This window comes from Paenibacillus sp. JT22N1, from assembly GCF_059692155.1.
Genome location: NZ_JCAUAW010000009.1, coordinates 105,523 through 132,362 on the forward strand (window position 1 = coordinate 105,523; position 26,840 = coordinate 132,362).

The window sequence follows — 26,840 nt, forward strand, 5'->3', positions numbered from 1 at the left end:
CCCACCGTTTTTGTGACCTAGCTATAGTCGAAAGATGATATTCAATTCTAAAAAAGGGAATGACCGCAGGCGAGCCGTTTGCGGCTCATCAGCAGTCATTCCCCTTTTGTCATTGTTGGAATAGATTGAAAATCACTTGTGCGGTTTCGGAACGTTTAGCTAGGTGTAACGGATCAAACCGTTTTTCCCCCGGACCCTGCATCAGTCCAGCAGAAGTCGCTTTGCTCACATATCCCATAGCCCAATCAGAAATCTGGTCGGTGTCCACGAATTCCACTGTACTGCCTCTGATAGCCTTCCCGTTCTTGTACTCCATCCCCCGAACGATCATGGCCGACATTTCTTCACGGGTAATCAAGTCTTGCGGAGCAAAGTTGGTATCGCTCTTCCCAGTAATGAGGCCAGCTTCAAATGCAGCAGACACAACGTCAGCGTACCATGCCGATTGGTGTACATCTTGGAAAGGTGCTGCTTTTGTTGCCTTCAGTCCCAGGGCACGGACTAGCAATGCTGCAAACTCCGCTCTGGTTGTTTGTCCATCCGGATCGAACGTCGAATCCGTTTTGCCATCGACGATTTGTTTAGCCGCCAAGGTTTGTACAGCCTCCGAAGCCCAATGTTCGGATGGAACGTCGTGGAAGGATTTCACATATTCGATAAGAGCGTACTTGCTGAAGTGGTTCAATTGCGCCACTACTTTATTGTTCGCCTTGTCGATTGTGCCGTCAACATACTCCCAAACTTGTTTGTTTTCATTGAAGTAGTAGATTCCCAGAAGGTTCTCTTTTGCATTAGAGCCTTCGTAGGAAATGCTCAGTTCAGCCGGGTTTTGGAATTGCGATACGGTAAACAGTACCTTATCGTCTTTCACTACCTGGATGCTTAATTCAAGAATATTGCTCATAGCAACGATCTTCGTGTTGGAATTCTGGCTTGGAATAAATGGAGCTGCGTCCAAATCGTTGATCGACACGGCAATTTGAGCATTACTTATGCCGGAAGCAAGAGCAACTGCTTCATTCAAGATGCTGTTTGGTATTGTCAGCTTCTGTTTACCTTTCGTCAGCACCAGCATATCGGTGATGTATTCTTTCACCGCACGAACTGGCAGAAGAGCCTTCTTCTCGGCATTTTTCAACTCGACTTCAAACTTCCCGCCTTTTGCATTCTTCAGGTCTTCATTATTTACGACGACCGTGTCCGACGGAGTGGAAGGAGGATTTACGGACGGTACGGTCACCGGATCTGGTGAAGGTGTTGGCGTCGGTGTTACTGAAGGCGTCGGTTCTAACCAAGGTATTACGTCCGGAGACGGTTCTTGAGTCGTATAAGCTAACGTCAAGGAATCAATGTCAATTCCGGTCTGTTCGGTCGCTTCCTCCATTTTGATCTTAAAGACGTTATTACTTGACTTTGAGGACACGTATACCGGAATAACTGCTTCCGCCCAGTCGGTCGTTCCACCAGCTAAGGTGACGACGCCTGCTTTTTGACCGTTGATGTATACGCTTCTCTTGGTGTCAGAACCTTTATTTCTGTACTTAAAAGTTAAGTTGTAGCTTCCATCGGAACTAACCGGACCCGTGGACAGGGTAAAGAAATCTCCCTGTTGCTTAAAGTCATAGATGTAACCTCTGCCAGCTGCTACGGTTTCAACTGCGGCACTTCCAGCAAGAACAGCTGCTTCTGCTTGTAGATCTGTCGTTCCTATCGTCAATTTATCTAACATAATCGACGCTTGCTGATTGGATGCCGGCACCAGCTTCAGTGTGTTGCTGCCCAATTGCAGCGTCACGTTTACCGATACAATCTGCCAATCAGTGGTTGCAGCGAAGGATACCGGAACTGTTATGCCGTTCACTTCCAACTGATAGGACCCTTGGGTTCCAGCCTTATAAGTGAAAACGACAGGAACTGTTGCAGCTTCTGTACGATGATAGGCAAAAGTAATGCTATCTCCGGATTTACCAAAGTCATCCAACCAGTAGGTACCTTTCGTGATGCCGTTTACTGTGGTGTCGGTGCCCTCTGCCTCAATCTTGCCCGTTTCCAGAACAAGCGCGTGCAGGTTGAGCCAGTTATTTGAGTTATTCAGCATGAGAGTAATGGTATTGCGGCCTTTGTTTAGAGCTGCTTGGAAATTCATGTAGTTCCAATTACCGTCGCTACCGTACCAATCGTTATTTGGCAAAGTTATAGGAATGTCGGAACCATTCACGGTGATTACGCCGGTATTGTTGTTTCCTGAACGATACATGAATCCAAGTGTATATGGACCTGCATCCGACGTATCCAATGTAAAGGTGACGGATTTAGTCGCTTCCCCATTAAAGTTATCCGTTTTTGCATCAATGCCCGTGCTATTAAGAGCTACTCCTCCGGTTGCAGACACGTGTTGGGGATCATCCACCGCTACAATTGACGGTTGTACCAGCACATTGTCCAGATTTACATATTGCCCGTTAGATGTCAGAGCAAGTCTGACTTTATTCATTCCTGCCTGAAGTGGAAGGTCGATGGTTTTTAATCCCCATTTGCCGTCTCCGCCCCAACCAGTTGTCGATTTAAAAGCGACGTTCGTTGCTTTCTCCACGCCGTTTACAGAAATCACAGCAGCAGCGTTATTCTGAGTAGCATATTTGAAGCCCAACTGATAGGTTCCCTCGGTTACTGTCGTCACGTTAAACTCTACGTAATCCGGAGCATTAGTGATATTGTTGACGTAAACTTCAGATGAGACATCAGGATGAACCTGAATTTGGGCCGCTTGCGTCGGATTCCAGCCGATCTCTGCCATCTCCGCTTCATAACGGTCGCTGCCGATACGCAATCGATCAACCTTGATTCCGCTGTCGGATGTATGGGTCTTCAAAGTAATCGTGTTGCGGCCTTCATGAAGCGCCAATGATACATTCTGCTCCTTGTACGTATCCCAGCCGCCTGAAGAAGCGAACGATACGTCTGTAATAGCCGGTTGGTCGTTTACCATAATGTCTCTCCGTACAGGAGACGATTCGATCCCGTAATTGAAAGCCACGTCATAGGATCCTGCCATAGGAACATTGACATCAAACGCGATAAAATCACCATCCGTTTCGAAATTGTACACATTACCAATATTGTCAATATGACAACTGACGAGCTGGGCGTATTCGGCCTCATACACTTTTTGAACCGATGCCCCTTTTACAGTACCGCTTAGATCTAGGCTGTCAACGTTGAGCCACAAATCACTCGTGTTTAACTGGAGCGTCACCGTATTTGTACCTGCTTGAAGAGTCGTGTGTACGACGGCATCCGCTATAGGGTTCCCCCACCCCGTTTTCTGAGTGAACGGAATGGAAGGAGCCACTATATTTCCATTCACGCTAAGCTTGCCGTTCGGGTTGCCTCCGTCATTGCCATGTCCGTACTTGATGTCCAAATCATAGTCGCCGGTTTCAGGTACATTGACGGTCCAGATGATCTGGTCTTCATCCTTCTTGCCGAAATCTCCAACCCAACCGGGAGCTTTGTCAATTCGGGAGATGAATTGCGTCGTCTTCGGGACTCCGACCACATCGGCAACTTCGTACTGATCACCCACCGCTTGCTTATAATTCATATACCCTGCGATGACCATCGCTTTGTAGCCGTCCTTTTGCCGGGTATCATCTATTACCTGCTTCAAATCCTTGTACTGGTCTTTATCCTGCCAAATCTCGCTGTAATCGAAATCCGTCTTGGTATTCGAGCTTGGAACAGTTGAATAACCGGCATTACCCCCAACCATGTTGAAAGCAACATAGTTCTTTCCAGAATTATTGGTTGTCAGAGAATCTTTGACCGAGTTGATTAATTTATTGTAATCTAACGAATAATATCGCGGGTTTCCTGTATAACTGTACAGGAAGTCCGAATCCGAAGCTCCCCACTGATCCAAGTGAATGCCGTCGAATCCAAATACATTTACCGCTCGATCGAACTGTTTGGTAATATACGCTTGCCATTCCGTATTGCCTGGATCCTGCAGATACAGGGCCGTAGGCGGAGATACCCAATCAAAGAAGAAGCCGTTCTGGTATTTAACCAGATCAGGATTGGGGAAAGTCGCATTTTTGTTATATAAGCCCCATTCTCGCTTGACGCCGAAATCCTCATATTTCTCACGAGCAGCATAGTTCATTTCATAAGCCATAGCCGCAGAACCGTATTTCTGGGCGGCTGTCACTTCCTGCATAATCGATTTTGGATACAGATGACGACCTAGCAAGTCGGTATAAGAAGAATCTGCTTCGATATTCTCCGTAATAAAATTGCCCTGCTCATCTTTTAAAGGTTTGCCATCGCTCCCTACTTTGGAATAGACGGAAACATCATGACGCCACATCCAGTCATAAAACTGATAACCGTTCAAGTAATACTCCGTGGACAATTGTTTGAGCTTCGCATCACTTTGTTCGGCGGTTTCCTGCGGGAACTCTGTAACATAGCCGTATCTCGGGAAATGCGTCCAGTCACTGGAAACGTCCAAAGCAGCGGTTTTGTATGCGCCAGGTTGTCCTTCCACATAAGCTTTAACTAAGTATCCTTGGAAATCAGCTGTAGGCGGGGTCCAAGTTGCATCGACAGAAGCTGCTCCTTGACTCACCGCTACGGTTTTGGTACCGACCAAGCGATTCAATTGATAAAACTCAACCTGAAGATTACCGCTCCAAGGGGTGCTTTGATCCACTTGAACATGGAAAACAGCCTCCTCGGAAGGGTTATACCGGGCTTTACCCACAGTAATGTTCTGAATCGGAGTGGTTGCCGACCCGCTTGTATCGGAGCCTTGACCCAAACCAGTTCCATCACGGTCAATAAGAATCAGTTCCCAATACTGTAAGGAAGGCAAAGAAATATCCAGATTCGTATCATTCCATGCAAACGACAATTCTTTCAATAAACAGCCGTCACGGTCTGGAGACGCTGCATATACTTTCAGATTCGGAGCAGCAGCTTTTGTCGTTCCAACCGGGTAAGTAACTTTCAGATTGCTTTGAATAGCCGGTGCATTGGCAGCATTTCTCCAGTTGCCATCATTGTTCAACAAGTTGATAAGATGAAGGATATCATACCGGCCAAAGCTGATATTGTCGGTGTTCTTGCGGGCAATCGTCCAAAGCGTGTTAGGAGCGCCATCTTCGCTAACCGCTACAGAGTCCCCGCCTTTCGTGTAAACACTGGCGTTCACAGTCTGGTCTTCTTTACTGTCGAATAATACGTTCTCGTAAGCGGTTAAGAACTTATAATAATCCTTCATCGATTGTTTAAGCGAAGTCTTCATTTTCTTGCTGCGATTTGGGTAATACTCGGACGCCAGCATATTCGGGCCCTCTTCAAGCATCTCGGAGGTGCCCAGTTCGATATGCGTTGCGCCCATGGCAGCCAATCCGGCATCCATCAAACGAATTGATGGTTCGCTGAAAAATCCGAGCGTCAATCTTCGAAGATCGATGGTTCCTTTGTCATCCGAATCATGCTTCAAAGTTACCGTGTGGAAACCCGCTGCCAAGTAAGGAACGATATAATACGTATCTTCGTTGAATTTATCCCGGCTTCCTGTTCCGTTGAACCAAATCTTAACCGGCTTCCCGTCTCCGCCAATCACGGGATTGCCATCTAAATAAAGGGTCTTCGTAGAAGCAGAAGCTGCATTGGCATAAGTGAAGATAAGGGAAGTTTCTCCAGCTTGCTGAATTTGAATATTAAAGTTTACAACATCCCCGATATGACCAAAATTGAGCAGCAAATTTTTGTAAATATGCATAGGGGAGACAAAATTGGCTTTCTCCGCTTGATATTTAAGCGTTCCGACCTTCAGAAAGTCCAATTTCACCCCATCGTCATCCTGATTTTCAAGCTTGATTGTTATTCGGTTCGAGCCTTTTAGAAGGGGAACCTGAGGGATTGTAAGGGAGCCCCATACATCGCCCGTATATGGAAAGGTAACATTATCTTGCTTGACATCATTCACATAAAGCGTCCGTTTAGCCACTCTTTGAGACGAACCGTCGTTCTTATATTTCCACACCAAATCCATAGGGCCCGAATTGGCAGCGTTTACATCGAAGGTAAGAAAATCACTTTCTTTTTTAAATTCATAAATATAACCAATTGTTGTTTTGATAGCTCGTCCTTGCGTGTCTGCAACCAGCGTTGCATCTTCGGCTTCATATTCCTGGCTTGCTACTTCCAAGCTGTCTACATGCACGTATTGCCCTTCCGAAACCATAACAAGCTTAACGTTATGCGTAGATGCGGAAATAAGTGTAGGTGCTTTGATTGCCTTCTCAACCATACCGCCACTCCAACCACCTTGGGTTTGGCCGAATGTCACTTCATGGGCAATGACGGTGTCATCGACAACCACATCAAAGACAGGGTTGTTGCCCGTACGGTAATGGAATACCAGTTCGGATGCTTCTTTCTTCATATCTACGTTGAATATGAGCGTCTGGCCGGTATGCCCGTGTTCATCCGTTCTGCCGTACTCTACGGAAACTCCGCCGGTTTTGGCTACAACCGGCTCCCAGCCCGCCTGGCCTGATTCCGCTTCCATTTTAATAAGTGGTGGTGCATTGCTCGCTACCGCTGATCCGGCCTGGAAGGCAACGGTCTGCAGCATGAAAAACCCTGCTATCAGTCCCCTGAACCACTTGCTTCTTATTGCCATATTTGTATCATCCTTTCGTTGTATCTTCATTTTGTAGGAAGAATGCATGGAAGGTATGAATGGATAAGGGTATAACCCCCAAGGATTATACCCTTCCAGCGTCTTACTTAATTGCCGCTTGCTTTACGCCAAGCGTCAAGCTGCTTTTGCGCCTCGGCGATAATTTTATCAGAGCCTGCCGCTTTTTGTTTCTCAAGGAACTTCGGAAGATTTTCCTCCGGGTCTAATTGACCCGCTTTAAGACCATCTGCGAACGTTTTGGCTACATTATCGATGGCAATCATTTCATTTTTTACCGGTTCCGGGTCAAAGACAAATCCGAACATCCGGGACGGGTTCTTCGAAACCATTTGGTTAAACTTCTCATAATTCTCATATTTCTTCGGATCTTCGCCTACGCGAGTGTAGTTCAGCATTTGATTTCCGATTTGCCACATATTATCGTGATAAAATCCGGCATCACTTGATGTCTTACCTCCCGGTAAACCAATCTGGCCGTCTTTCAGCACATAATGCGTGCCCTCGACTCCATAATTAAACAAGGTCAGCAAATTTTTATCCTTGAAGAACAAATTCAAGAGCATCATAGCGCGGTCCGGGTCTTTGGATGTTTTGGAAATGGCCTGCATCGTTGCAGTCATTTTACCGGTCTGCAGCCTGTCGATATTTAAAGGTACTTGAAGAATCTCTCTTCCAGACCTTGAAGACGCGTTCGGCGATTTTGAGATGGAGCCAATTTCCATATTCGCTAGGATTTCGACATCCCCTACCAGTGCAAAAGCTTTCCCCGCTTGGAATTTTTTCCAAGGATCAAGTCCTGCAGTAAGTGCGTCTTTGTTGATATAGCCCGCCTTAAACCATTTGTTGGTTAACTTAGCTAGCTCCATATATCGAGGTGTTTCATATAAATTAATGACTTTGAAATCTTTAGGATCTGCGTTCTTCGCATTTAAAGCAGCTACGCTTCCAATCGTATCCAAGCTGCCTGAGGAGTAAAAGGCTTCAAGCGGAAAGCTGGGCCCGACGAGCGGTGTTACATTAGGCTCGTTTTCTTTAATCGTCTTCAGCATGGGTTCCAAATCTTTAAGATCACCCGATTTCAGAACACTCAGGTCAAATTTGTATTTGTCCACTAACGCTTTATCAAAATTAATCCCCTGTGCGCCGCCCAATTCCTGATGGGTATGGATGCCGTACAGCTTGCCGCCACGTTTTGCCGGATCATGATAGTTTTTCTCAACTGCCTCAATATCCTTGCCGTATTTGGCAAGCAGATCATCAAGCGGGAGAAGAGCTCCCTTGGATACCTGCTGTTGGAAGCCCATCCAGTCAGCGGTAAAGATCAAGTCCGATTTCTCGGCAGAAGCCATCATCAGATTCGTTTTGTCGCTCCATGCGCCCCAATCGATGGGATTCAGCTTTACCGTCATGTTCAAATCCGAGTATGTCTTTTTCAAATAATCATTCATTGCGTTTTGGACGATTCCCAAATCCTTCTGCGGACCATCGGGATAAACCATAACGACTTCGTATGGCGCAAGCGCCTTAGTACCGGCTGTTGCAGCTGCGGATGCTTGTGGAGAGCTGGAAGCTTCTGTACCCGAGTTCTTGCTTGAACATCCCGTTGCCGCCAGCGCTGCCGTAAGCATAACCGACGTTAGGACCACAGAGCTTTTTTTAAACCGTTTCATTGGTTAAACCTCCCTATTAAGTTCACTCTTCTTCTGTTCTATATACTAAACCGGACGAGCCGGAATTAGCCTTTGACTGCGCCTACCGTTAAGCCTTTAATGAAATACTTCTGCAGGAAGGGGAATACTAGCACCATCGGTCCAATCGCAACCATCGCCATTGCCATACGTATGGATTCAAGCGGCTGCGTTACATTGGCTGTGTTACTGTAAGCCTTATTGGCAATGGATTGAAGAAATGCGGCATTCATCAGTGTTTTATTGAGCAAATACTGCAAGGAATACAGATTCTCATTTTTGATGAAAACAAGGCTTGTGAACCAGTCATTCCAGTAAGATACGATAGTGAACAAGCCGATTGTTGCCATCACGGGCAGCGAAAGTGGAAGAATGATGCTGAAATAGGTTCTGTACTCGCTGGCGCCGTCGATCTGTGCGGAATCGATCAGTGATGGGGGAATGCTGTTCGTAAAAAACGTCCGGATAATGAATATGTTGAATCCGCCTATCAGCCCTGGAAGGATCAATGCGAACAGCGTGTCCTGCACATGAAGGAAGCGCGTATAGACCAAATACCAGGGAAGCAACCCGCCCGAAAACAGCATCGTAAAGAAGACGTAAAAGCTAAGGGCGTTTCGGTAAGGGAAATCACTCCGCGACAAAGCGTATGCCATCGCGGAAGTAATAAACAAGCTTACAGCTACTCCAATTATGGTGACGAGTATGGAAACCCCGTAAGCACGAAGGATATTTTCAGAATCCTGAATGAGATAATTGTAGGCTACAAAATCCAGTTCTTTGGGCCAGAAGCTGTAACCGTGTTTCGTCACATAGTTCTCATCGGATATAGACACGGTTAGAACTAGCCAGAATGGAATGATACAAGCCAAGCTGAAGAGACTTAAGATGATCAAGATAAACGGATTTGTACCTTTTTTCGCTGCCATGTTCCGCCCCCCTAGAATAACGCATTTTCTTTGCTGAATTTCTTCACAATGAAGTTAACCGAGATGACGAGCACGAAGCCGACGATGGACTGAAGAAGACCTGCGGACGATGCCAGTCCCGTATCACCTGTTACCAGCAATGCGTTATATACATAGGTGTCAATAACTTCCGTCGTTTCCTTCAGAATCCCGGACGCCATGGTAGCTTGATAGAACAATCCGAAATCCGCATTGAAAATCCGGCCGATGGCTAGAAGGGTCAGGATGATAATGACAGGTGTTATCAAAGGAATCGTAATTTTCGTCATTTGCTTCCATTTACCCGCACCATCAATCAACGCCGCTTCATAATATTCCTGATCAATTCCGATGATAGCCGCCAAATACACGATAGCCGCATATCCGACCGACTTCCAAGTATTTACAATTGTCAAGATATATGGCCAGTAATCTGGAGACGCATACCAAGCGATTGGTTCATTTCCCATTGGTTCCAATATGGACTTGTTAATAAACCCCAGCTCTGGATTCAGGAAGCCGAACACCAGATAGCCGACAATAACCATGGAGATAAAGTTAGGAAGAATCACTGTGCTTTGAAAAATTTTGGATAAAATGCGGTTCTTCACTTCATTCAGCAGGATAGCGAGAAACACCGCCAATGCGGTATTGATCACAAGGAAGGCTACGTTGTAAAGAAGCGTGTGCTTAATAATGATCCATGCATCGTTGGAGGCAAACAAAAACTCGAAGTTTTTGAAGCCAACCCAGTCGCTTCCCCAGATGCCCTTCGTGTAATTCAAATCCTTGAACGCCAGAAAAATACCGAACATGGGCAAATAGTTGTTTATAAAAAGCATTAACACACCAGGCAAAGCAAGAATGAATAGTGCCCGGAACTTCCACAGCTTCCCAAGTGCACTCTTCGACCTGGTGCGTGTTTTTGTCTCCTTCAATACCGATGTTTCAACTGCGGCCATATGCTCCACCTACTTGTTTGTTTTATATGTCCTTAGTATACTGCCGCAGTTCGATCCTCCCCACCGTTTTTGTAACCTCGCTCTAGTCGTTTTGTGACTTTCGATATTCCTGTGGATTGACGCTGAATTGTTTCTTGAACATCTTGGTGAAATGTGAAAAATTGCAATAACCCACTTGCTGCGCTATGGCGCTGACGGTCATCCTAGTCGAGTCAAGGAGCTGCTTCGCCCTGTTCATCTTCGTTTCTATGAGGTAATCGATCAGGGTCTGTCCGGTTTCCTTCTTAAAGAGACGGGACAAGTAAGCGGGGTTAAGTGATACGAAGGCAGCTACATCCTCCCGCGAAATATCCTCTTCCACGTTTTGTTTCATATATTGGATCGATTTCTGAACCACCCCGTCCATTTCTTTGGTTGCAAATACAGCATCCATGACGGTTGAAACCAAGTTCTCGGCCCAATGCTTGTATTGGGACAAGGTGCGGATTTGGGCAGATGCCCACATAAGAAAATGGGGAACTTGATTGGAGCTGATGCTTTTCACGTGGAGAAAATTATAGACAATCTGCAGTGTGTCATGATAATAAGCCTCAATCTGCTGCTGATGAATATTAGCGTTTGCTTCTAGTTTTTCAACAGTCCGGTGAATAAGTTCGATCACTTTCTCTCGCTCCCCGGTCAACATATAATTCGACCACTCAAGAACATTCATGTTGTCCGGGATCGTCAGAGCAATGGAAGAGTCGGTCTGCGGAACGTACAGGATAACTGATTGTGTAAGGGTTACATTATTTCGCTCCATATTCTTCAATCCCTCACAAAGTCTGGGCAACTCTTGAGGGTATGCAAACCGGCCGATATAGCATGTGACCTGGCAGTAGAAATATTCCCGACACACTTCAATGAATCGGGAACCTGCCTGAAACCACAAGTCGGTGTCCAAGACGGATCCCGGGTTGTAAACCATGACGAATAATATCCCGTTCTTGTCGACGATGACATCGCCGGAAAACTCGGAAAGAAACAACTCTCCCGCTGCTTTCTTTACCGCATACTCCATAATTTCCTGATCCCGAGCATCCAACGGTTTCTTCCATTCTTCGATACTAATCAGAATGGGCAGAACCTTATCATTGGATGCCAATTCGATTTGCGCATCCTGAAGCGCCCGCTCCAGGAAATCGCCAAAGGATAATATGCGGCGGGACAATAGTTCCTGCCAGAACCGCTCCGCAAGCAAAGGCTGCTGCTTCTTATAAAGCGACAGATACTTCTGATACATCTCGTTATACTGGGAGTTCTCCTCCCTTTCTTTGATGGCTTGCAACATACGCGTAACCGTTAGAGCCAGTTCATCCCCATCGACGGGCTTTAATAAATAATCGAAGCTCCCCAGATTAATGGCTTGTTTGGCGTAGGCAAACTCGGAATGGCATGTCAGAAACAAGCATTCCGTATGTGGAGAATGCTCTTTCACCCAACGGACCAAGGACAGCCCATCCTCATCCGGCATTTCAATATCGCAAATCAGGATGTCAATCCGGTGCTCCAGCATGATTTTTCTTGCTTCATCGGCATGATTGGCCGTTTGTACGACATCTATGCCTAGAGTCTGCCAGTCATTGCAATGGCAAATGCCGTCCACCGCAAATTTCTCATCGTCCACAACCAACATCTGAGCCATATCCATCTCACTCCTTCGTGTAATCTATCGGCAGGTATAGCTGAACTCCAAATCCTTTGGGTTCGTTATGGTAGAAGGTGATTTGTGCTTTGTCTCCGTAGCGAATAGCCACCCGTCTTTTTACATTCCATATGCCGATATGGTTGTCTTCCGAAGTCGGAGCATAACTCTCGGAGGTTAACTCCTCCAGCATCCCTGGAGCAATCCCCTTCCCATTATCCCGGACTTCAATACACATCATACCCTGGGTGTCTTCCAATCGATTCACTTGGATTTGCAGAACAAAAGGCGCGGTTTTGACACTCATGCCATGAATCATCGCATTCTCCACAAACGGTTGAATGATCAGGGATGGGATACGTGCGTTAAGCAGTTCCTCCGGAATCCTGATCTCAAACGCGAACGATTCCTGGTAACGCATCTTCTGAATTTCCAAGTAATTGCGAATATGCTCCAGCTCCTGGGAGAGCGTTATCGTATCTTTTGTCGTGCTAAGCATAAAACGGAAGTATTGCACCATATGGCGCACCGTTTTCTTCACCAATTCATACCGCTTCAAATCCGCCAACTGAAAGATGATATTCAAGGTATTCAGAAAAAAATGGGGATTAATCTGAGTTTGCAGGTGTTTCAGCTCCGCCTTTTTCGCATTCAACCGCTCTTCGTATATATCGATCTTCAGATCCTTAATTTCTTCGACCATACTGTTAAAGGTATGATTGATGGTTTCGAATTCACTTATTTGCGAGTTCGGCAGCTTTGCTTCCAAATGCCCTTCTCTAATCCGACGTATGGCTCCCAGCAATTGAAGAATGGGATTATATATAATTCTGCGGAGCATAAACAAATAAAAAAGGAGAATGGCGAGCACAAACAGCGGCAGCAAGTTGATGATGATTTGAAAATTATTCAATCCCCTCAGCACCTCTGAACTCGGAAGGACAACAGCCATGTTGATTTTGCTTTTTGGGGAACGGCTGGTGATGACGAAAAGCTTCCTTTGGCCGTCTGAGAATGAAAAGGACGTATTTATTGTCAATTTGTCAGCCGGAAGCCGGAATTCCGTACTCAACGGTGAAGACAGGTCGGACAGAACGGTTCCGTCCTCGCCGACGAACAGAACATCCCCTCCTTCCTTAAGGTTGAGATTCCCCAGAGGTATCTTTAACGTATTGACATTAATCAAGGCTCCTATATAGGCATTGTTGCTTAGACCATCACTAACCACCCGGTGCAAGAAATATTGATCACCAATACGGATGACGGACCATTCATACATGAAGGACTTAAGCGCTTCAGGACGACGAAGGGAATCCGTTATCCATTCCCTTACCTGGTCCATATGGTGTTCCGTTGTGCCGAGAATGTTGGTTGTAACCAACAAATCATTGGACCTGGAATAAACATAGAACATATCTACCGTATGGTAATAAGAGCGATAAATCTGACTTTTCTGAATTAGCTCCATCTGAGCAAAATAATATTCGGAATCCGATAAACCGGTCCGTCCGAACTTCTGAAAATTCTCATCATGATCAACGATAGACACCATGTTGTTGGTAATATCATCCAAGCTCCTGTCGATCATATCGAGGTTGGAATTGACCAAATTCTGATAGGAATTGGCAACCTGCGTCAGTACGACGTCTTTGGCATAATGACCTGCCGCGAAGAGAAATAGCAAGAGGGGAAGCGTGACCGCAGAAAAAAGAATAATGAAACGGGAACCAAGCGTATTCGTTTTTATTTTCATCTTAAACCCCCGCAGCATGATTTTTAAGAGGTTAAACAAAGAAAAACCCATACTTTTATAGTTTGGGCTTTTCAAAACATCCTCTCACTTAAGATTGAATACTTGGCTTCGTAAGGGCGTAGCTCCAAATGGCGCAGATCCCAGTCATCCTTTGCTTCATAGTTGCCTATGAACTGTTCGCTCGACGTAGATGCAACCGAAGCTGGAAGCTCAAAGGTCACTGGTGCCTCGAACAGAATCCGGGTCATTCTGCGCTTCCTCGGCATTGATCTCCGTATAATAGAGTAAACGTTTACTAACCTTTCAGAAAAAGAAGCCTATCTCAAAGCTTCTGACGAACTGTTTGTCTTTCCACAAGATGATGACTCACAATGCTGCTGGACACTTTATCCGAATCTTCTTCGATTAGACTAATCAGCTTTTCTGATGCAAGGCGCCCCATCGTGGTTAGCGGCTGATGAATTGTGGTTAGCGGCGGAAATACCATGCTAGCCAAACTGAGATCATCATACCCAATTATCGAAATATCATCCGGGATTTTCAAGCCTTTTTCCATGGCAATCCCCATCGCTCCAATGGCCATCTCATCACTTGCTGCGAACAAAGCCGTAAATGAAGGGGCTTCTACCAACAGCTTTTCCATTGCTTCTCTGCCGCTTTCTAGCGAAAAATTCCCATAGGCAACTTGTGACTCGACATACTCTATTCCATTATCATTCAGAGCCTGCCGGTAACCATCCATACGTGGGATACCCGCTATTTGGTCCCTAGGCGTGCCTCCGATCATGGCGATTTTACGGTGACCTTTCTGAATGAGATAGTCTGTTGCCTGATAGGCAGCTTGACGATCATCGACCTTGACGTAAGGAATCATATACTTTTGTGACATCGTATTCACGAGTACGACTGGAACTCTCATTTCTTTAATCGCTTGATAATACTCATCCTTAAGAACTTCACTCGTGAAGACAATCCCGTCCACCTGCTTTTCTCGAAGCACCTGCAGATACTTCAATGTCCGTTTACCATCTTCAGCCGTGTTACACACAATAACACTGAAACCTTTCTCGTGAGCAACTTCCTCAATGCCGTGAAGAATGTCTGATGAAAAGCTACTAGACACATTCGGAAACAGAACACCAATAGTCTGAGTCCTTTTGTTAATTAGCCCTCTGGCAATTGCATTAGGCTGGTACCCCAATTCTTCCACCGCTTGCATAACCTTTTGTTTTGTCTTTTCTGAATATCCCGCCAAATTATGAAGCACCCGGGAAACCGTTGCGACAGATACATCAGCAGCCTTGGCTACATCTTTTATTGTCGGAGGATTCATATTAGAGACTACCTTCTTTAAAAATATTTATTTACGTAAACGTTTAACATAAAATGATCATAGTTATTTTGACGAAGACTGTCAATATTTATATAGAACGCTTCCAAAGGGTAGCTACGTTGACTACTTTCATGATGCAATCCAACGATTGCTCCATCCCATGAATTCAATCCAATCCTCTTTTATTTCTAAATTGCTTGGGTGGCATGCCATTAGAATGCTTAAAGCTTTTGCTAAAATGAAACTCATCCGCATATCCGCAGTTTTCAGCAATCTCTTTCACCGTCAACTCTGTATATAGTAATTGCTTCTTGGCATGTTCATTGCGTACATCTTTCAAATAGCTTTTGGGACTCTTTCCTGTATGCTTTTGGAAAAGACTGCGAAGATATGAAATTGAAATTTGGTATCGATCAGCTAGTTCATGTAACCGAATACCCTCTCTATAATTCCGATCCAACTCATCCTTCACTTTGATATACATACTTAAGGCCGAAGTTCTACGTATAAGTTCGGGGCTATTTTGCTTATGCAATTCATGCAAAAGATTATATAGCAGTGATTTGGTCAAAAGCTCACTCTCAAGCTGTCCAGGAACCCATCCCTCCGATAGCTCTTTAAATAGGTTGTCATATTTTTTTGCCATACTGTCCTCACACTTCAACATGAATGGCAGTTCTAATTCTGGAAGATCAGTTACCTCATACGCTCCTTGAGAAATCATCGTAACGGATATAAGTGACAGCAGTACCATTGTAATTCGCAACGGATTGTCTCGATCACCTTCCATGGTCATCTCTAAACCTGGTTTTAAATATAACAGCATGCCGGATTCAATCGAAATTTTCTCTTCTGTTCGGAATATCCCTTTTCCTTCACGAATCCAATAAAAGCTATGAACTCCAACGTTTTTCCGAATATCTCTCCATTCAGGAGGAGTCTGCTTATCGTTGATCCAATGAATACGGATTGCCATATTATTTAATTTTTCTTCCATGTAGGCTCCTTATTGTCTATCAAATTAATGATAGATTGAGCTTAGGCTATAAAGGCGTTTTTGACAAGTTTTATATACTTAATTCCATGTCTATGGTTCTGATTAGGTGATAAGATAAAGGTGAGTTTGACAATGAAAGCAAGGATAGGAGTGGACTTACATGGATTGGAATCAAGCTAAATATCGTGAGATAGATTATATGCCTTGGATAACAAAAACCGAAATAGAAATTCATGAACAAGAACAAATACAGCAACGTTTAGCAGAGACTTACTCCTGCAGCTTCGGTAAAGATTGCTTCGTTTCTCCACAGGCCATCTTTTTTCCGGATGAATTCCAAATGGGAGACCGTAGTTACATAGCTGGAGGAGCCATAGTTCGTAATACTTCACTTATTATGGGAGCAGATTGTAGCATTAATTCTTATGCGGTTGTTACAGGAAAAGTCTTAATGGGTGACGGTGTAAGAATTGCATCGCATGCATGCATTTATGGATTTAATCATGGTTACGAAACCACTCACCAACCTATTTTCAAGCAACCTTGTACTTCGAAAGGTATTCATATTTGTGATGATGTTTGGATAGGAGCTAATGTGGTCATTCTCGACGGGGTACGAATTGGATCGCATTCAATCATTGCCGCCGGTGCTATCGTGACAAAAGATGTTCCCGATTATAGTATCGTCGGGGGAAATCCAGCTAAGGTCATTCGCAGCAGGCTTAACACCGAAGCACCATTGAATTCGGACAAGCAACCGATAGAGAAAAAATTGCAGAACTTCGGCAACAAAGTGAAAGAACAACTTGATCCCTTGCTTCACCATTACTTAGTTTCTACACCCAAGGAAACATTTTTTCAGGACCGTCCAGGATTTAAAAGAACTGCAAGAGCCTATTGTGATGCCGTTGAAATCGCAGCTTTGTTTAACGCACTACCACCCGGTTGGACGAAAGAGGAACTGATCGTAAAATTGCAAAGTTTTCAGGATTCAAGTACTGGACTACTACCTGACCCTTGGTCACCCCCAGATGCTAATCTGTATGAACCGCATTTACTCTCTGACCACCTCTCTCGCTATCATTTGCTAGCTGTAGGATATGCGTTAGAGGTCCTTGGTGCAAGTCTACTTCATCCCATTCATGTCGTTGAAAACATGAGTACGGAGCAGTTATATACAAAGCTGGGATCTCTACCATGGGACAATAATGCATGGAGTTGCGGCGATTGGATCGATTCTTATGCAACTGGTTTATACCTTAATCTCAAACATTTTGAATCAAAAAAACGGCCTGATGATCTGTTCGGATGGCTGCAAACGCATGTTAGTCGAACTTCCGGTTTATGGGGATTACCGACAGATGCAGAGACCTGGCTTCAACCCGTTAATGGCTTCTATCGTTTAACTCGTGCCACCTACGCCCAGTTCGATATCCCATTGCCCTACCCAGATAAGACCATAGACACCGTTCTAGCACATAGTCGAGATCAACAGTTTTTCCGTTTTGACCATCTGAACGCTTGTAATGTACTCGACGTTGTTCACCCACTATGGCTATGCCTCAAACAAACCGATTATCGCAAAGAGGAAATTAAAGAATGGGCAATGCGTCATCTGGAAAAGGTACTGGATTTCTGGGTTGACGAGCGTGGTTTTAGCTTTCAGCTGGTTCAACAAGAATCAACAGGACTTCAAGGAACAGAAATGTGGCTTAGCATCATCTTTTTACTAGCAGATGTTTGTGGCATCAGCCAACATGTAGGATATCGTCCTAAGGGTGTACACCGGATAGAAGCGCCTTTATCGCTATCCTCCATCCAAAGCTAGGGTGCATTATTTTCGCTCGGAATCGTACGAATCCATTTTTAATTAGGCAACGAATGTCTTGTTTTATTCTAATTGCAGTCTTTTTTTCTGGATATTTTTCGCTTCAGCTTCTTTCATGACCGTTTCGCCTTCGACATCGATATTTGGCAGCATGCGATCCAGCCATTTAGGCACGTACCAGGCAGATCGTCCCAAGATGTCATGATTGCCGGAACGATTCAATAAAATGTTTGGTTTGACAGCATATAAAAAACGGAGCCACATTTGCGTTCAAACGCTGGACTCCGTTTTTTACAATATTAATTTATGAATTGTTCATACTGGAGCAAACGCTTCAGCAAAACCGCCGCTTCGGCTCGGCTTGCTTTCGCGCTCGGTACAAAGGTCTGATTGGTCACACCATTGATGATTCCCGCATTCACAGATTGTGTTACAGCTTCCTTAGCCCATTCACTGATGGACCCTGCGTCTGTGAATCCGGCTAAGCCTTTCGCATCAGCAGCTGCTTTATTGCCTGCAATGTTCATTGCACGTGTGATCATCACAGCCATTTGCTCACGAGTAATGTTCGCATCCGGCTGGAATGTGCCGTTCTCAAAGCCATCCACTAACCCGGCTTTGCTTGCAGCACCGATGGCTCCTGCAAACCAATCATTTGTTTTCACGTCGGTAAATTGCGCTGCGTTCGTTTCCGACAGCCCCAGGGCACGTACTAGAAGCGCTGCGAATTGTGCGCGAGTAATTTCGTTTTGTGGAGCGAAGCTGCTCTCTGTCATTCCATTTATAACAAGCTTAGATGCCAACAATTCAACGTCGGCTTGAGACCAATGGCCTTTCAAGTCCTCAAAGGTTTTGGCAGACTCTACAACCGTGTAGATACTATTACCCGGACGTCTTATGCTTGCTTTCGTAATTCCATCCGACGCCGAGAAGGTCGCAGGCACGAAGCTCATAGTACCTGTTACCGGGTTATATAGAACCACGGTTGTTTTCTTCGCATCTACCTCTTTTGTTATTTCCATCGTTCTGGTCACATAGGTTTTTCCGAAATCATTCAGAGATACCTGTTTCCCGTTAGCTTCAGCCGTTACGCTAAAGTCTATAGCCGAGGTAATAGGTTTCAGACCTGCTTGCTTGGCTTTCGTTTCGATATCAACGGAAGTTGAACTACTGACTTTCTCGATATTAGTGCTGACTTTTATATCTTTCGTTGCGGACCCTAACGCTGTCGCAAGTCCAGATAAGTCCACTACCTTCAACGGAAGGTCATAGGTTGCCCCATTATATTTAAAGGACAACACCGCTGCCGGTACTTTGGATAATAGTTCCGCCAAGGATGCGGCCGGAAGCTCGACCTTGCCAACGGCTTCGCTGCCTTTGACTTCGATGTTAATACGCTGATCTGTCGTTCCTGTCGAAGCTTTGAGCAGCTCCATCGCTTGTGCTAATGTAGCCCCTTCGATGGTTACTTTTGCGACCGATGTCCCATCAGCGGTTTTGTCGCTTACCGGCTGAACATTGGTAATTTGCACACCGTCTTTGGTCGGCACTACCGACGGGCCGGCTGTTGTAGTTGTAGAAGTATTGCTGCTACTATTATTATCGTTGTTGCTGCTGAAAAACGGAGTTGCACCAGTTTCCGTCGAATTCGTGCTCTCTCCACCTGCATTCGCAGCTGTCATAACATAATAGTAAGTAATACCGTTGGTTAATCCGGTATCCATATACAAGGTTGTCGTCACATTCGATGCAATCGTCGTATACGGCCCACCGCTGTTCGTACTGCGCTTCACATTATAGTACGTTGCGCTGGTGACTGTGCTCCATATCAAGCTTACTTGAGCGTTGCCCTCTGTTGCTTTCAGGTTGGTCGGTGGTGTCGGTGCTTGTACCGGAGTTAAAGGCGCTGCCGGAGTCGCACTTGCTGCGTTAGAGTTTGCACTCTCACCTCCGGGGTTTGCTGCAGTTACTACATAGTAATAGGTTGTTCCGTTAAGTAAGCCCGCATCCGAATAGGTTGCTCCTGTTACGTTGGCGGCAATCGTCGTATACAGCCCACCGCTGTTCGTACTGCGCTTCACGTTATAGTACGTTGCGCTGGTGACTGTGCTCCATGTCAAGCTTACTTGAGCGTTGCCCTCTGTTGCTTTCAGGCTGGTCGGTGGTGTCGGTGCTTGTACAGGAGTTAATGGCGCTGCCGGAGTCGCACTTGCTGCGTTAGAGTTTGAACTCTCGCCTCCGCTGTTCGCTGCAGTTACTACATAGTAATAGGTTGTTCCATTTGCTAAGCCCGTGTCAGAATAAGTTGCCCCAGTTACGTTGGCGGCTATCGTCGTATACGGTCCGCCACTGGTCGAACTGCGCTTCACGTTGTAGTATGTCGCATCCGTTACGGTCGACCACATCAGGTTCACTTGTGAATCAACCGGCGAAGCTGTCAGATGGGTCGGTTGAGCCGGAACCGGAACCGAATTATCTGGAAAATACAGATTTAGTTCTAAAACCGCAGGCCTGCTGCCTCCTGTTGCAGTCATCTCGAACTTAAAAGCTGTCGCTTCTACCGGATCAAAGGTAGCTACCTTCATACTTGAATCCGCTGCCCATGTGCCCGGGTTGCCGAAACCGGTTGGGATTGCCGTGAAATTGACCCCGTCTGTACTGACGTACAATTTATACGCTGTAACCGCGTATGCCCCTGAATAAGGTTTATAGTCGAATTTTGAAATGGTGTACTTTTGATTCAATGTCAGGATGATATACTGAGGACTCGCAGCTGTTGGAAGACTAGATGGATACCAGTAGGTCGAAGTGCTTCCATCAATCGCCAATGCTGCAGCATACGAACTATTATAAATACTTGAAGCTGTAGCGGTCATAGATGATTGCGATATTTTCGTATAAAGCCCCGTTCCATTTGTTCCTGTACCGATTCCGACCTGTACTTCCGCTGCGGAAGTATGTCCCGATGAATGCAATGCTATAATTTTAATATAGGAAGCTGAAACGGACGGGAACACCGCTCTTTTCCGATAAGTATTGTTTGCCCACGTGCCGGTAGCAACTTTTGTAAAGCCTACGCCATCGGTACTAGTATACACCTGGTAATTTGTAATGACTCCGGCCGCATCATCTGCTGAAGGAACGTAGATGACACGATCGATGTTGTATGTCCCTCCCAAAGCTATCGTCAAGGATGGATTCGATCCGTCTTCCGATTGCCAATATGTTTGATCCTGACCGTCTACCGCACTCATAGAGCTATGGCCTGTCGTGCTGCTTGTCACAACGGCGCTCATCTGCTGCTGCGGTACATAGAAGCGTATCGCTGCGGAAGGAGTTCCCGTCAATTCCTGAACACCAATATCGGGACTTACGGCATTGATCATATTTCCATAAAAGTCCTTGATTCCTTGAGCTTGCGGACTTTCGATACCGGCGTCGATAGCAGGAGAGTCCGTTTGCAGCTGGTACCCTTGCAGCGTATCAAGACCAATACTTCCCGAACCGGGATTCACAAACTTCGGATCACCCGTCATCCCATATGGATCGAAAGGCTCCTGCTGTGTATGTTGTCCGCTGGCTTCGTAAAAAATGTTATGGCTGAACGTCAGCTGATCCCAGTTGCCATTTCCCCATTTCGTCGGTGTTGTCGTGCTCATGTTATAAAAAATATTGTTATAGAAATGATAGCCTAATTTTGTTTCATCTTTGCTGTCTCCGTTAATCTTATGATTAGCGCCATCATAATAAAAGATATTGTTGTAGAGATACGCCGACGTCGTCTCATTATAAGCAAAATGGCGGAAAGCCAAGCCGTCGTTTTGGCTGATGTTGTAACGGAATATATCATTTTCATTCGCTCCCATAAGCAAAACAGTGCCCATCGGATTGTCATGACTATAGTTGTACTGGTATACAGTATCGATGCCGTAATAATCGAAGTCAAATGCGCAGCCGTCTTGGTTCGAAGCAGGCCCTCCGTATACTTCATTGAACTGGAATATCGTATGATTGGCGTTCCATAACCAAATTCCGGCAACAGCCGTGGTCGTTAACGCTCTTGTTCCAAAGCTAGACAACACGTTATGTTCGACGATCGCATCCTTCGTCTCCCGCATAAGTATCCCGTCTCCGCCTATATCGTTCATGGTATTATTAGCTACATGGAAACCCGTGCCCCATTGGTTATTGTTACGGACTCCGTCTCGGAAGCAAGTATCTGTACCAGGACAAGAGAAAATATTCAACTTATTCGGCTGGATTGCCGTCCGGTCTACTTTCGTCAAGGTGTTATTTTCAATCCGGATGTCATCGAATCTAGCAGATGAAGCTGTGCTTGGCCCGACAATTTCTCCGGAGATCCCTGCCCCGGCGGCAGACCCGTTCTCGTTCCCATCTACATCATGGATATAACAATTTCGAATATAGATGTGATGAAACACATGGTTGCTTCCCGATATATTGGTATCAATCTTATAATAGATGCCCATTCTGACGTCTGCCGTATCGTTGGAGCTCAGGTTGTCATCATTCGTTATTTCCAGATTGTTAATCTCCCAATACTCCTGATTGACCAGATAGATCGTCCCTGTGTTATTCAACCCGCCACCGTTAATAACAGGCTTGCTGCCGGTACCATATCTATCGATCACAATTGGACTGTCGTTTACTCCGGATCCCTTTGGAGATAGCTGTCCGTTCCATATTCCTCCGGTTTTAAACAAGATAGTGTCACCCGGATTAAAAACAGTCGCATTGATTTTGGTGAGCGATTTCCACGCAGCCGATGTGTCGGTACCGGAATTAGCATCATTGCCATTTTCGGAATCCACATAGTATGTCGTTCCTGCTGCGCTGGCCGGTGACGGAATGCGCATAGTTGCAATCATGCATAGCATTACAAATAGAACGAACCATTTCTTCATAAACAACTTCTTCAGCATGATTCCCTCCCGAATAAAATGGCATTGTTAACGCTTACTTATTTATACGAAAATAAAAATGCTCGGAGGAGCATATTATTTTCATTCTTGGGGGTGGCGTCGTAGACGTCATGATTGTTTCTACTGTAAATGCTCTTTTATTTTCCTGTTGATCCATTCCCGCTTCGATAACAGCCATGTGGCCACGACCGGATAGCAATGGAATGAAATCGGCCGCTCAAGCCCGTCCTCCAGGGCATCCAGCACGTACTTCCTGCCATGAATCTCCTCCAGAAGCTGCAGCGCCCGTAAATCTTGTAACGCTTCTTGCAGTACTTCAAGACGAATCGATTCGATAGGGCCTTGTTCACCAGGATATACCAAGTAGGCATCTCCAGATGCAAAGGCATGATCTGCATCCGTTACGCGATACGGATCGACGGCCCGGCGTGAAAACTGCGAATACCAAAAATTGTAGCCCCAATGCAAAAAACCGGAAACATTGTACTTATAAAGCTGAATACCCAAGATCCTATTGCGCGCGGACGGCATATTAAAGAAACGGTTTGAAACCGCTTTATACTGTACGCAGCAATAATAAGTCCATAAAGGAGACACCCCGTTCTCAAGAAATGACTCCATATGATCATTTGCCGGAACCGGATTTTTCACCAGGCCTTTCTCATAAAAATCGTAATCAGACAAGGCGTCAATGATTGGAAAGTCGTCAAGATGTTCTCGAACCATTCGGCTTGCGTTCCCATAAGATTCAAGATGATCGATCGTGGGCTCATCTGAAATGTGAAAGAAGCTTTTTTCCACGATGCCATTTTCATGGATCCATTTCGTCAAGGACGGCAGCATTTGCGTGAGAAACAATCTGTACGCTTCTCCCGATGCATCTGTTTCCCAACCGAAAATCTGTTTCCACTCCCCTTGCTCCATTGCCATTATTTTCGGCGCATGTTTGGCTCCCCATTGCGTGAAGAGATGAGAAAACTCAAAGTATTCGACACCACGACTTTGGCACATTTCAACCCATCTCTTCAAACGATCGAAGCCGAAATGATACGAATGCGGCGCGGTAACTTCAATATCCAGAAGTTGAACCGTTGGTCTTTCTCCACCGACATCGGTATCAAGCGGCGGTGTGAACAAAGGCGTTAATATCATGTTGATGCCATGCTTAACCGCCGTTTTCACATAACAATCCATCAATGCCCAATGCTTCTCCGAGAAAATTTCCGTCTCGTAATGCGTCGCAAGACAGTCTGCATGCAACCATTCCGTATGAATCAGCCGCTGCTTGGGGAGAGAGGCTTTTATGATTTCCAATTCAAAGGTCTCCCTCCCTAGCATCATCCCCTCCTCCGATTCCAAACAAATGCAGATGCTATTTAGACCTGGCTCCACATTTCCTTCCGGCTCCACGGTTATCCAAATCGATCTCCATTGTCCGGGAAGCGCGGTTATCCCTTCTGTTCCTAACGGAAACAGCGGATCAGGATATAACCCGGGCGAGGTGCGCAGTACGTTCTCATCATGATCATGATAAGCCGGCAATTCCGAAGGTACGACTCCGACGCTTCGGACCGCAATATATTTCTCTATTGCTGATTCAATCTTAACGTTAATCCCTTTCTGAAGCCGCTCCGAGCGGTACGCTACTTGAAAGGAATAGGTTTCGTTCAGCAGCATGGATCCTTTCCCATACGCTGCTTCCACTAATTCTTCATCAGAGAACACTTTGGCTAATGAACTCAGAACACGAGTCTCAAATCTGTTGAGCGAATTTGTCATATCTCATCCCCTCTTTTGTCTTGTCGCGTACCGAAACGCTTCATAAATTCCTGTAAATGAACGGTGTTTCTCTCGATACGGGATTCCTCAGCTGCGAATGCCATAAGATGGCTTTGAACAGAGCGGTTTGCCGAGGTTAACCCTTGAATCCTGCCATTTGTACGAACCATCTTAAGAAAATCTTGGATCAACCTCGCATCCCCCCCTCCATGACCAACATGACCGCTTACATTCTCAAAATTGATCCGTTCGACTTTCCCGCTCCCAAAATGGAGAATCTCAATTTCATTCTTCTCCATGGCACCTCGGATCTCCCCGTGGGTTCCCATTAATTTGATCGTTCGGCTGACATCTCTCGTGAATGCGCTCATCGTGAATGACGCTGTAACCTCATTGGCAAATTCCAAATTAACGACCTGATGGTCTACAACGTCATTATCGCAATGGTAAACACATCTGCCGTAAGGCCCCTCAAGTAAGGCCTTGTAGCGAGAACTAAAGCTATTATCATCGCTGATAGCGGAAGTCGGCCAATCGGTATCGTCTGTCAAATATTGCTTCGGTGCATAATAGAGACACTCATCCGAAACCCGGCAACCGTCCAAACAGCGGGCAGGGGTTCCTTTCGGTGCTTGACTAACCGTAAAATGACTAAGTGAACCGAAGGAGGATACTCTGACGCAATCCGAGTTTGCTAGCCAGAACAGAATGTCAAGATCGTGGCAAGACTTTGCCAGAATCATCGGACTGGACTCGTCCTTGCGGCGCCAATTCCCACGCACATAGCTGTGCGCTTGGTGCCAGTAGCCCACATTCTCATTATGTTGGATCGACATTAGTTGGCCAATTGTATCCTCATCAAGCAATTCTTTCAGCGCCGTGAAAAACGGAGTATATCGAAGTACATGGCAGATTGAAAACACCAAACCAGACTGGGAAGCCATTTCCCCCATCAGAATGCATTCTTCAGGGTCCGGCGATATCGGCTTCTCTAAAAGCACATGATACCCCGCCTTCAAAGCCTTCATGGCCGGCTCAAAGTGCTGTTTATCCTGCGTGCAGATCAAGACGGCATCAGCCAGCTTGGGAACAGCGAATAAATCATCCCAACTCTCAAAGCACTTCGAATCGGCAACACCGTGTCTGGCTTTAAAGCTCTCTCTCCGCTCTCGAACAGGTTCCGCAACCGCAACAACTTCAACTTCATGTGGATGCTGCAAAGCGTATTCCAGATAGTTGACTCCGCGTTGACCTGCTCCGATTAATGCAACCTTAATTTTGCTCATCCTATATCTTCTCCATTAAAATTATTCTTTTACGCTTCCTACCGTCATTCCTTTGATAAAATACTTTTGCGAAAAGGGATACACAAGCATGATTGGCAGCGCCCCCATGAAAATTTGGGCTGCCCTAAGTGTTTTCTCGCTCATATTCCCCATCGCCTTAATCTGTTCAACCGAGAGCGATGCCATCTGAGAACTACTCGACATGATGAGTGTGGACAGATAGGTCTGTAAAGGGTATTTATTCGGAGAATTCAAGTACAGAATTCCATCGAACCATGAATTCCAGTGTCCAACAATCGTAAACAATCCAATAGTTGCGATCGACGGCAGTGAGACTGGTAAGTAAATTTGAAATAATATTTTCCAATGTCCTGCTCCGTCAATCGTTGCTGCCTCATCCAGTTCCTTCGGAATCGTTCTGAAAAAATTCAGCATCAAGACCATGTTCCAAACACTGAGTGCTCCAGGCAAAATCAGAGCCCAAATGGAATTTATCAAGCCGGTGCTTAATACGATGATATAGGTTGGGATTAACCCGCCACCAAAGAACATCGTAATCGCAAAGAACCAAACATATTTGGTTCGGAGCCTAAATGCTTCAGAAGGTTTTGATAACGGATAAGCCGTAATAAATATAAGAAACAAATTGATCGCTGTACCCAAAATTACCCTCTCAATGGACACCCATAGCGAACGAAAAAACTCAACCTTTTGAGCCAGATAGCTGTACGCATCCAGATTAAAACCGACCGGCCACAGCTTCACCTCACCTGCAATTGCAGATGTATTCGAACTAAGCGAGATCGAGAGCAAATGAATGAATGGAAGAATACCCAGCAAGGCGATTATAAATAGAAGCAACGAATTGAATAGTACAAAAAGCACTCTTCCGATTGTACGGTTACGCATCTTTCCACCTCGA

General features: G+C 45.5%; 14 protein-coding genes and 1 pseudogene. 1 reads left to right on the forward strand and 14 read right to left on the reverse strand.

Going from position 1 to position 26,840, the window contains the following annotated elements:
- Positions 1–109: 109 nt before the first annotated feature.
- From AC58UU_RS18275 to AC58UU_RS18315, 9 genes are all read right to left on the reverse strand, one after another.
- On the reverse strand, positions 110–6,697 hold the full coding sequence (locus tag AC58UU_RS18275) for a glycoside hydrolase family 66 protein (protein ID WP_497318005.1): 6,588 nt from the start codon (positions 6,695–6,697) through the stop codon (positions 110–112).
- A 107-nt stretch (positions 6,698–6,804) separates the two neighbouring features.
- Positions 6,805–8,388: an ABC transporter substrate-binding protein gene (locus AC58UU_RS18280; protein WP_497318007.1), complete on the reverse strand. Its 1,584-nt coding sequence runs from the start codon at positions 8,386–8,388 to the stop codon at positions 6,805–6,807.
- 65 nt (positions 8,389–8,453) lie between these two features.
- Positions 8,454–9,335 (reverse strand): carbohydrate ABC transporter permease, encoded by an 882-nt coding sequence (locus AC58UU_RS18285; protein WP_497318009.1) that lies wholly within the window; start codon positions 9,333–9,335, stop codon positions 8,454–8,456.
- A gap of 11 nt (positions 9,336–9,346) precedes the next feature.
- On the reverse strand, positions 9,347–10,315 hold the full coding sequence (locus tag AC58UU_RS18290) for an ABC transporter permease (protein ID WP_497318011.1): 969 nt from the start codon (positions 10,313–10,315) through the stop codon (positions 9,347–9,349).
- A gap of 82 nt (positions 10,316–10,397) precedes the next feature.
- On the reverse strand, positions 10,398–11,999 hold the full coding sequence (locus AC58UU_RS18295) for a response regulator transcription factor (protein ID WP_497318013.1): 1,602 nt from the start codon (positions 11,997–11,999) through the stop codon (positions 10,398–10,400).
- 7 nt (positions 12,000–12,006) lie between these two features.
- The gene (locus tag AC58UU_RS18300) at positions 12,007–13,752 is read right to left on the reverse strand and encodes a sensor histidine kinase (protein ID WP_497318015.1); all 1,746 of its coding nucleotides are present in this window, start codon (positions 13,750–13,752) and stop codon (positions 12,007–12,009) included.
- A 71-nt stretch (positions 13,753–13,823) separates the two neighbouring features.
- Positions 13,824–14,000 carry a hypothetical protein gene (locus tag AC58UU_RS18305; RefSeq protein ID WP_497318017.1) on the reverse strand — a complete coding sequence of 59 codons (177 nt, stop codon included), beginning with the start codon at positions 13,998–14,000 and terminating at the stop codon, positions 13,824–13,826.
- A gap of 74 nt (positions 14,001–14,074) precedes the next feature.
- Positions 14,075–15,085, reverse strand: a complete 1,011-nt coding sequence (locus AC58UU_RS18310) for a LacI family DNA-binding transcriptional regulator (RefSeq protein ID WP_497318019.1) — start codon at positions 15,083–15,085, stop codon at positions 14,075–14,077.
- Between the two features lie 166 nt (positions 15,086–15,251).
- Positions 15,252–16,082 carry a helix-turn-helix domain-containing protein gene (locus tag AC58UU_RS18315; RefSeq protein WP_497318021.1) on the reverse strand — a complete coding sequence of 277 codons (831 nt, stop codon included), beginning with the start codon at positions 16,080–16,082 and terminating at the stop codon, positions 15,252–15,254.
- A gap of 565 nt (positions 16,083–16,647) precedes the next feature.
- Between AC58UU_RS18315 and AC58UU_RS18320 the strand changes: the two are divergent.
- Positions 16,648–16,809, forward strand: a pseudogene (locus AC58UU_RS18320) (DapH/DapD/GlmU-related protein); the annotation flags it as partial.
- Positions 16,810–17,973: 1,164 nt separating this feature from the next.
- Here AC58UU_RS18320 and AC58UU_RS18325 read toward each other — a convergent pair.
- The 5 genes from AC58UU_RS18325 to AC58UU_RS18345 form a co-directional block, all read right to left on the reverse strand.
- Complete coding sequence (locus tag AC58UU_RS18325; protein ID WP_497318023.1) at positions 17,974–18,174, reverse strand: hypothetical protein; 201 nt, start codon at positions 18,172–18,174, stop codon at positions 17,974–17,976.
- Positions 18,175–18,209: 35 nt separating this feature from the next.
- Positions 18,210–22,853, reverse strand: coding sequence for a discoidin domain-containing protein (locus AC58UU_RS18330; RefSeq protein ID WP_497318025.1), 4,644 nt, complete (start codon positions 22,851–22,853; stop codon positions 18,210–18,212).
- A gap of 120 nt (positions 22,854–22,973) precedes the next feature.
- The gene (locus AC58UU_RS18335; protein ID WP_497318027.1) at positions 22,974–24,632 is read right to left on the reverse strand and encodes a DUF4091 domain-containing protein; all 1,659 of its coding nucleotides are present in this window, start codon (positions 24,630–24,632) and stop codon (positions 22,974–22,976) included.
- Positions 24,629–25,918, reverse strand: coding sequence for a Gfo/Idh/MocA family protein (locus tag AC58UU_RS18340; RefSeq protein WP_497318029.1), 1,290 nt, complete (start codon positions 25,916–25,918; stop codon positions 24,629–24,631). Before AC58UU_RS18340 ends, AC58UU_RS18335 begins: the two co-directional genes overlap by 4 nt.
- Positions 25,919–25,939: 21 nt before the next feature.
- Positions 25,940–26,827: a carbohydrate ABC transporter permease gene (locus AC58UU_RS18345; RefSeq protein ID WP_497318031.1), complete on the reverse strand. Its 888-nt coding sequence runs from the start codon at positions 26,825–26,827 to the stop codon at positions 25,940–25,942.
- Between the last annotated feature and the right edge of the window lie 13 nt (positions 26,828–26,840).

Excerpts from the sequence above, each read along its gene's own strand:
- AC58UU_RS18330 (WP_497318025.1), bottom strand. The coding sequence starts at position 22,853 with ATGCTGAAGAAGTTGTTTATGAAGAAATGGTTCGTTCTATTTGTAATG.
- AC58UU_RS18275 (WP_497318005.1), bottom strand. The coding sequence starts at position 6,697 with ATGGCAATAAGAAGCAAGTGGTTCAGGGGACTGATAGCAGGGTTTTTC.
- AC58UU_RS18315 (WP_497318021.1), bottom strand. The coding sequence starts at position 16,082 with ATGGAAGAAAAATTAAATAATATGGCAATCCGTATTCATTGGATCAAC.
- AC58UU_RS18300 (WP_497318015.1), bottom strand. The coding sequence starts at position 13,752 with ATGAAAATAAAAACGAATACGCTTGGTTCCCGTTTCATTATTCTTTTT.
- AC58UU_RS18305 (WP_497318017.1), bottom strand. The coding sequence starts at position 14,000 with ATGACCCGGATTCTGTTCGAGGCACCAGTGACCTTTGAGCTTCCAGCT.
- AC58UU_RS18295 (WP_497318013.1), bottom strand. The coding sequence starts at position 11,999 with ATGGCTCAGATGTTGGTTGTGGACGATGAGAAATTTGCGGTGGACGGC.
- AC58UU_RS18335 (WP_497318027.1), bottom strand. The coding sequence starts at position 24,632 with ATGACAAATTCGCTCAACAGATTTGAGACTCGTGTTCTGAGTTCATTA.
- AC58UU_RS18345 (WP_497318031.1), bottom strand. The coding sequence starts at position 26,827 with ATGCGTAACCGTACAATCGGAAGAGTGCTTTTTGTACTATTCAATTCG.
- AC58UU_RS18310 (WP_497318019.1), bottom strand. The coding sequence starts at position 15,085 with ATGAATCCTCCGACAATAAAAGATGTAGCCAAGGCTGCTGATGTATCT.
- AC58UU_RS18290 (WP_497318011.1), bottom strand. The coding sequence starts at position 10,315 with ATGGCCGCAGTTGAAACATCGGTATTGAAGGAGACAAAAACACGCACC.
- AC58UU_RS18325 (WP_497318023.1), bottom strand. The coding sequence starts at position 18,174 with ATGTGGCTCCGTTTTTTATATGCTGTCAAACCAAACATTTTATTGAAT.
- AC58UU_RS18285 (WP_497318009.1), bottom strand. The coding sequence starts at position 9,335 with ATGGCAGCGAAAAAAGGTACAAATCCGTTTATCTTGATCATCTTAAGT.
- AC58UU_RS18340 (WP_497318029.1), bottom strand. The coding sequence starts at position 25,918 with ATGAGCAAAATTAAGGTTGCATTAATCGGAGCAGGTCAACGCGGAGTC.
- AC58UU_RS18280 (WP_497318007.1), bottom strand. The coding sequence starts at position 8,388 with ATGAAACGGTTTAAAAAAAGCTCTGTGGTCCTAACGTCGGTTATGCTT.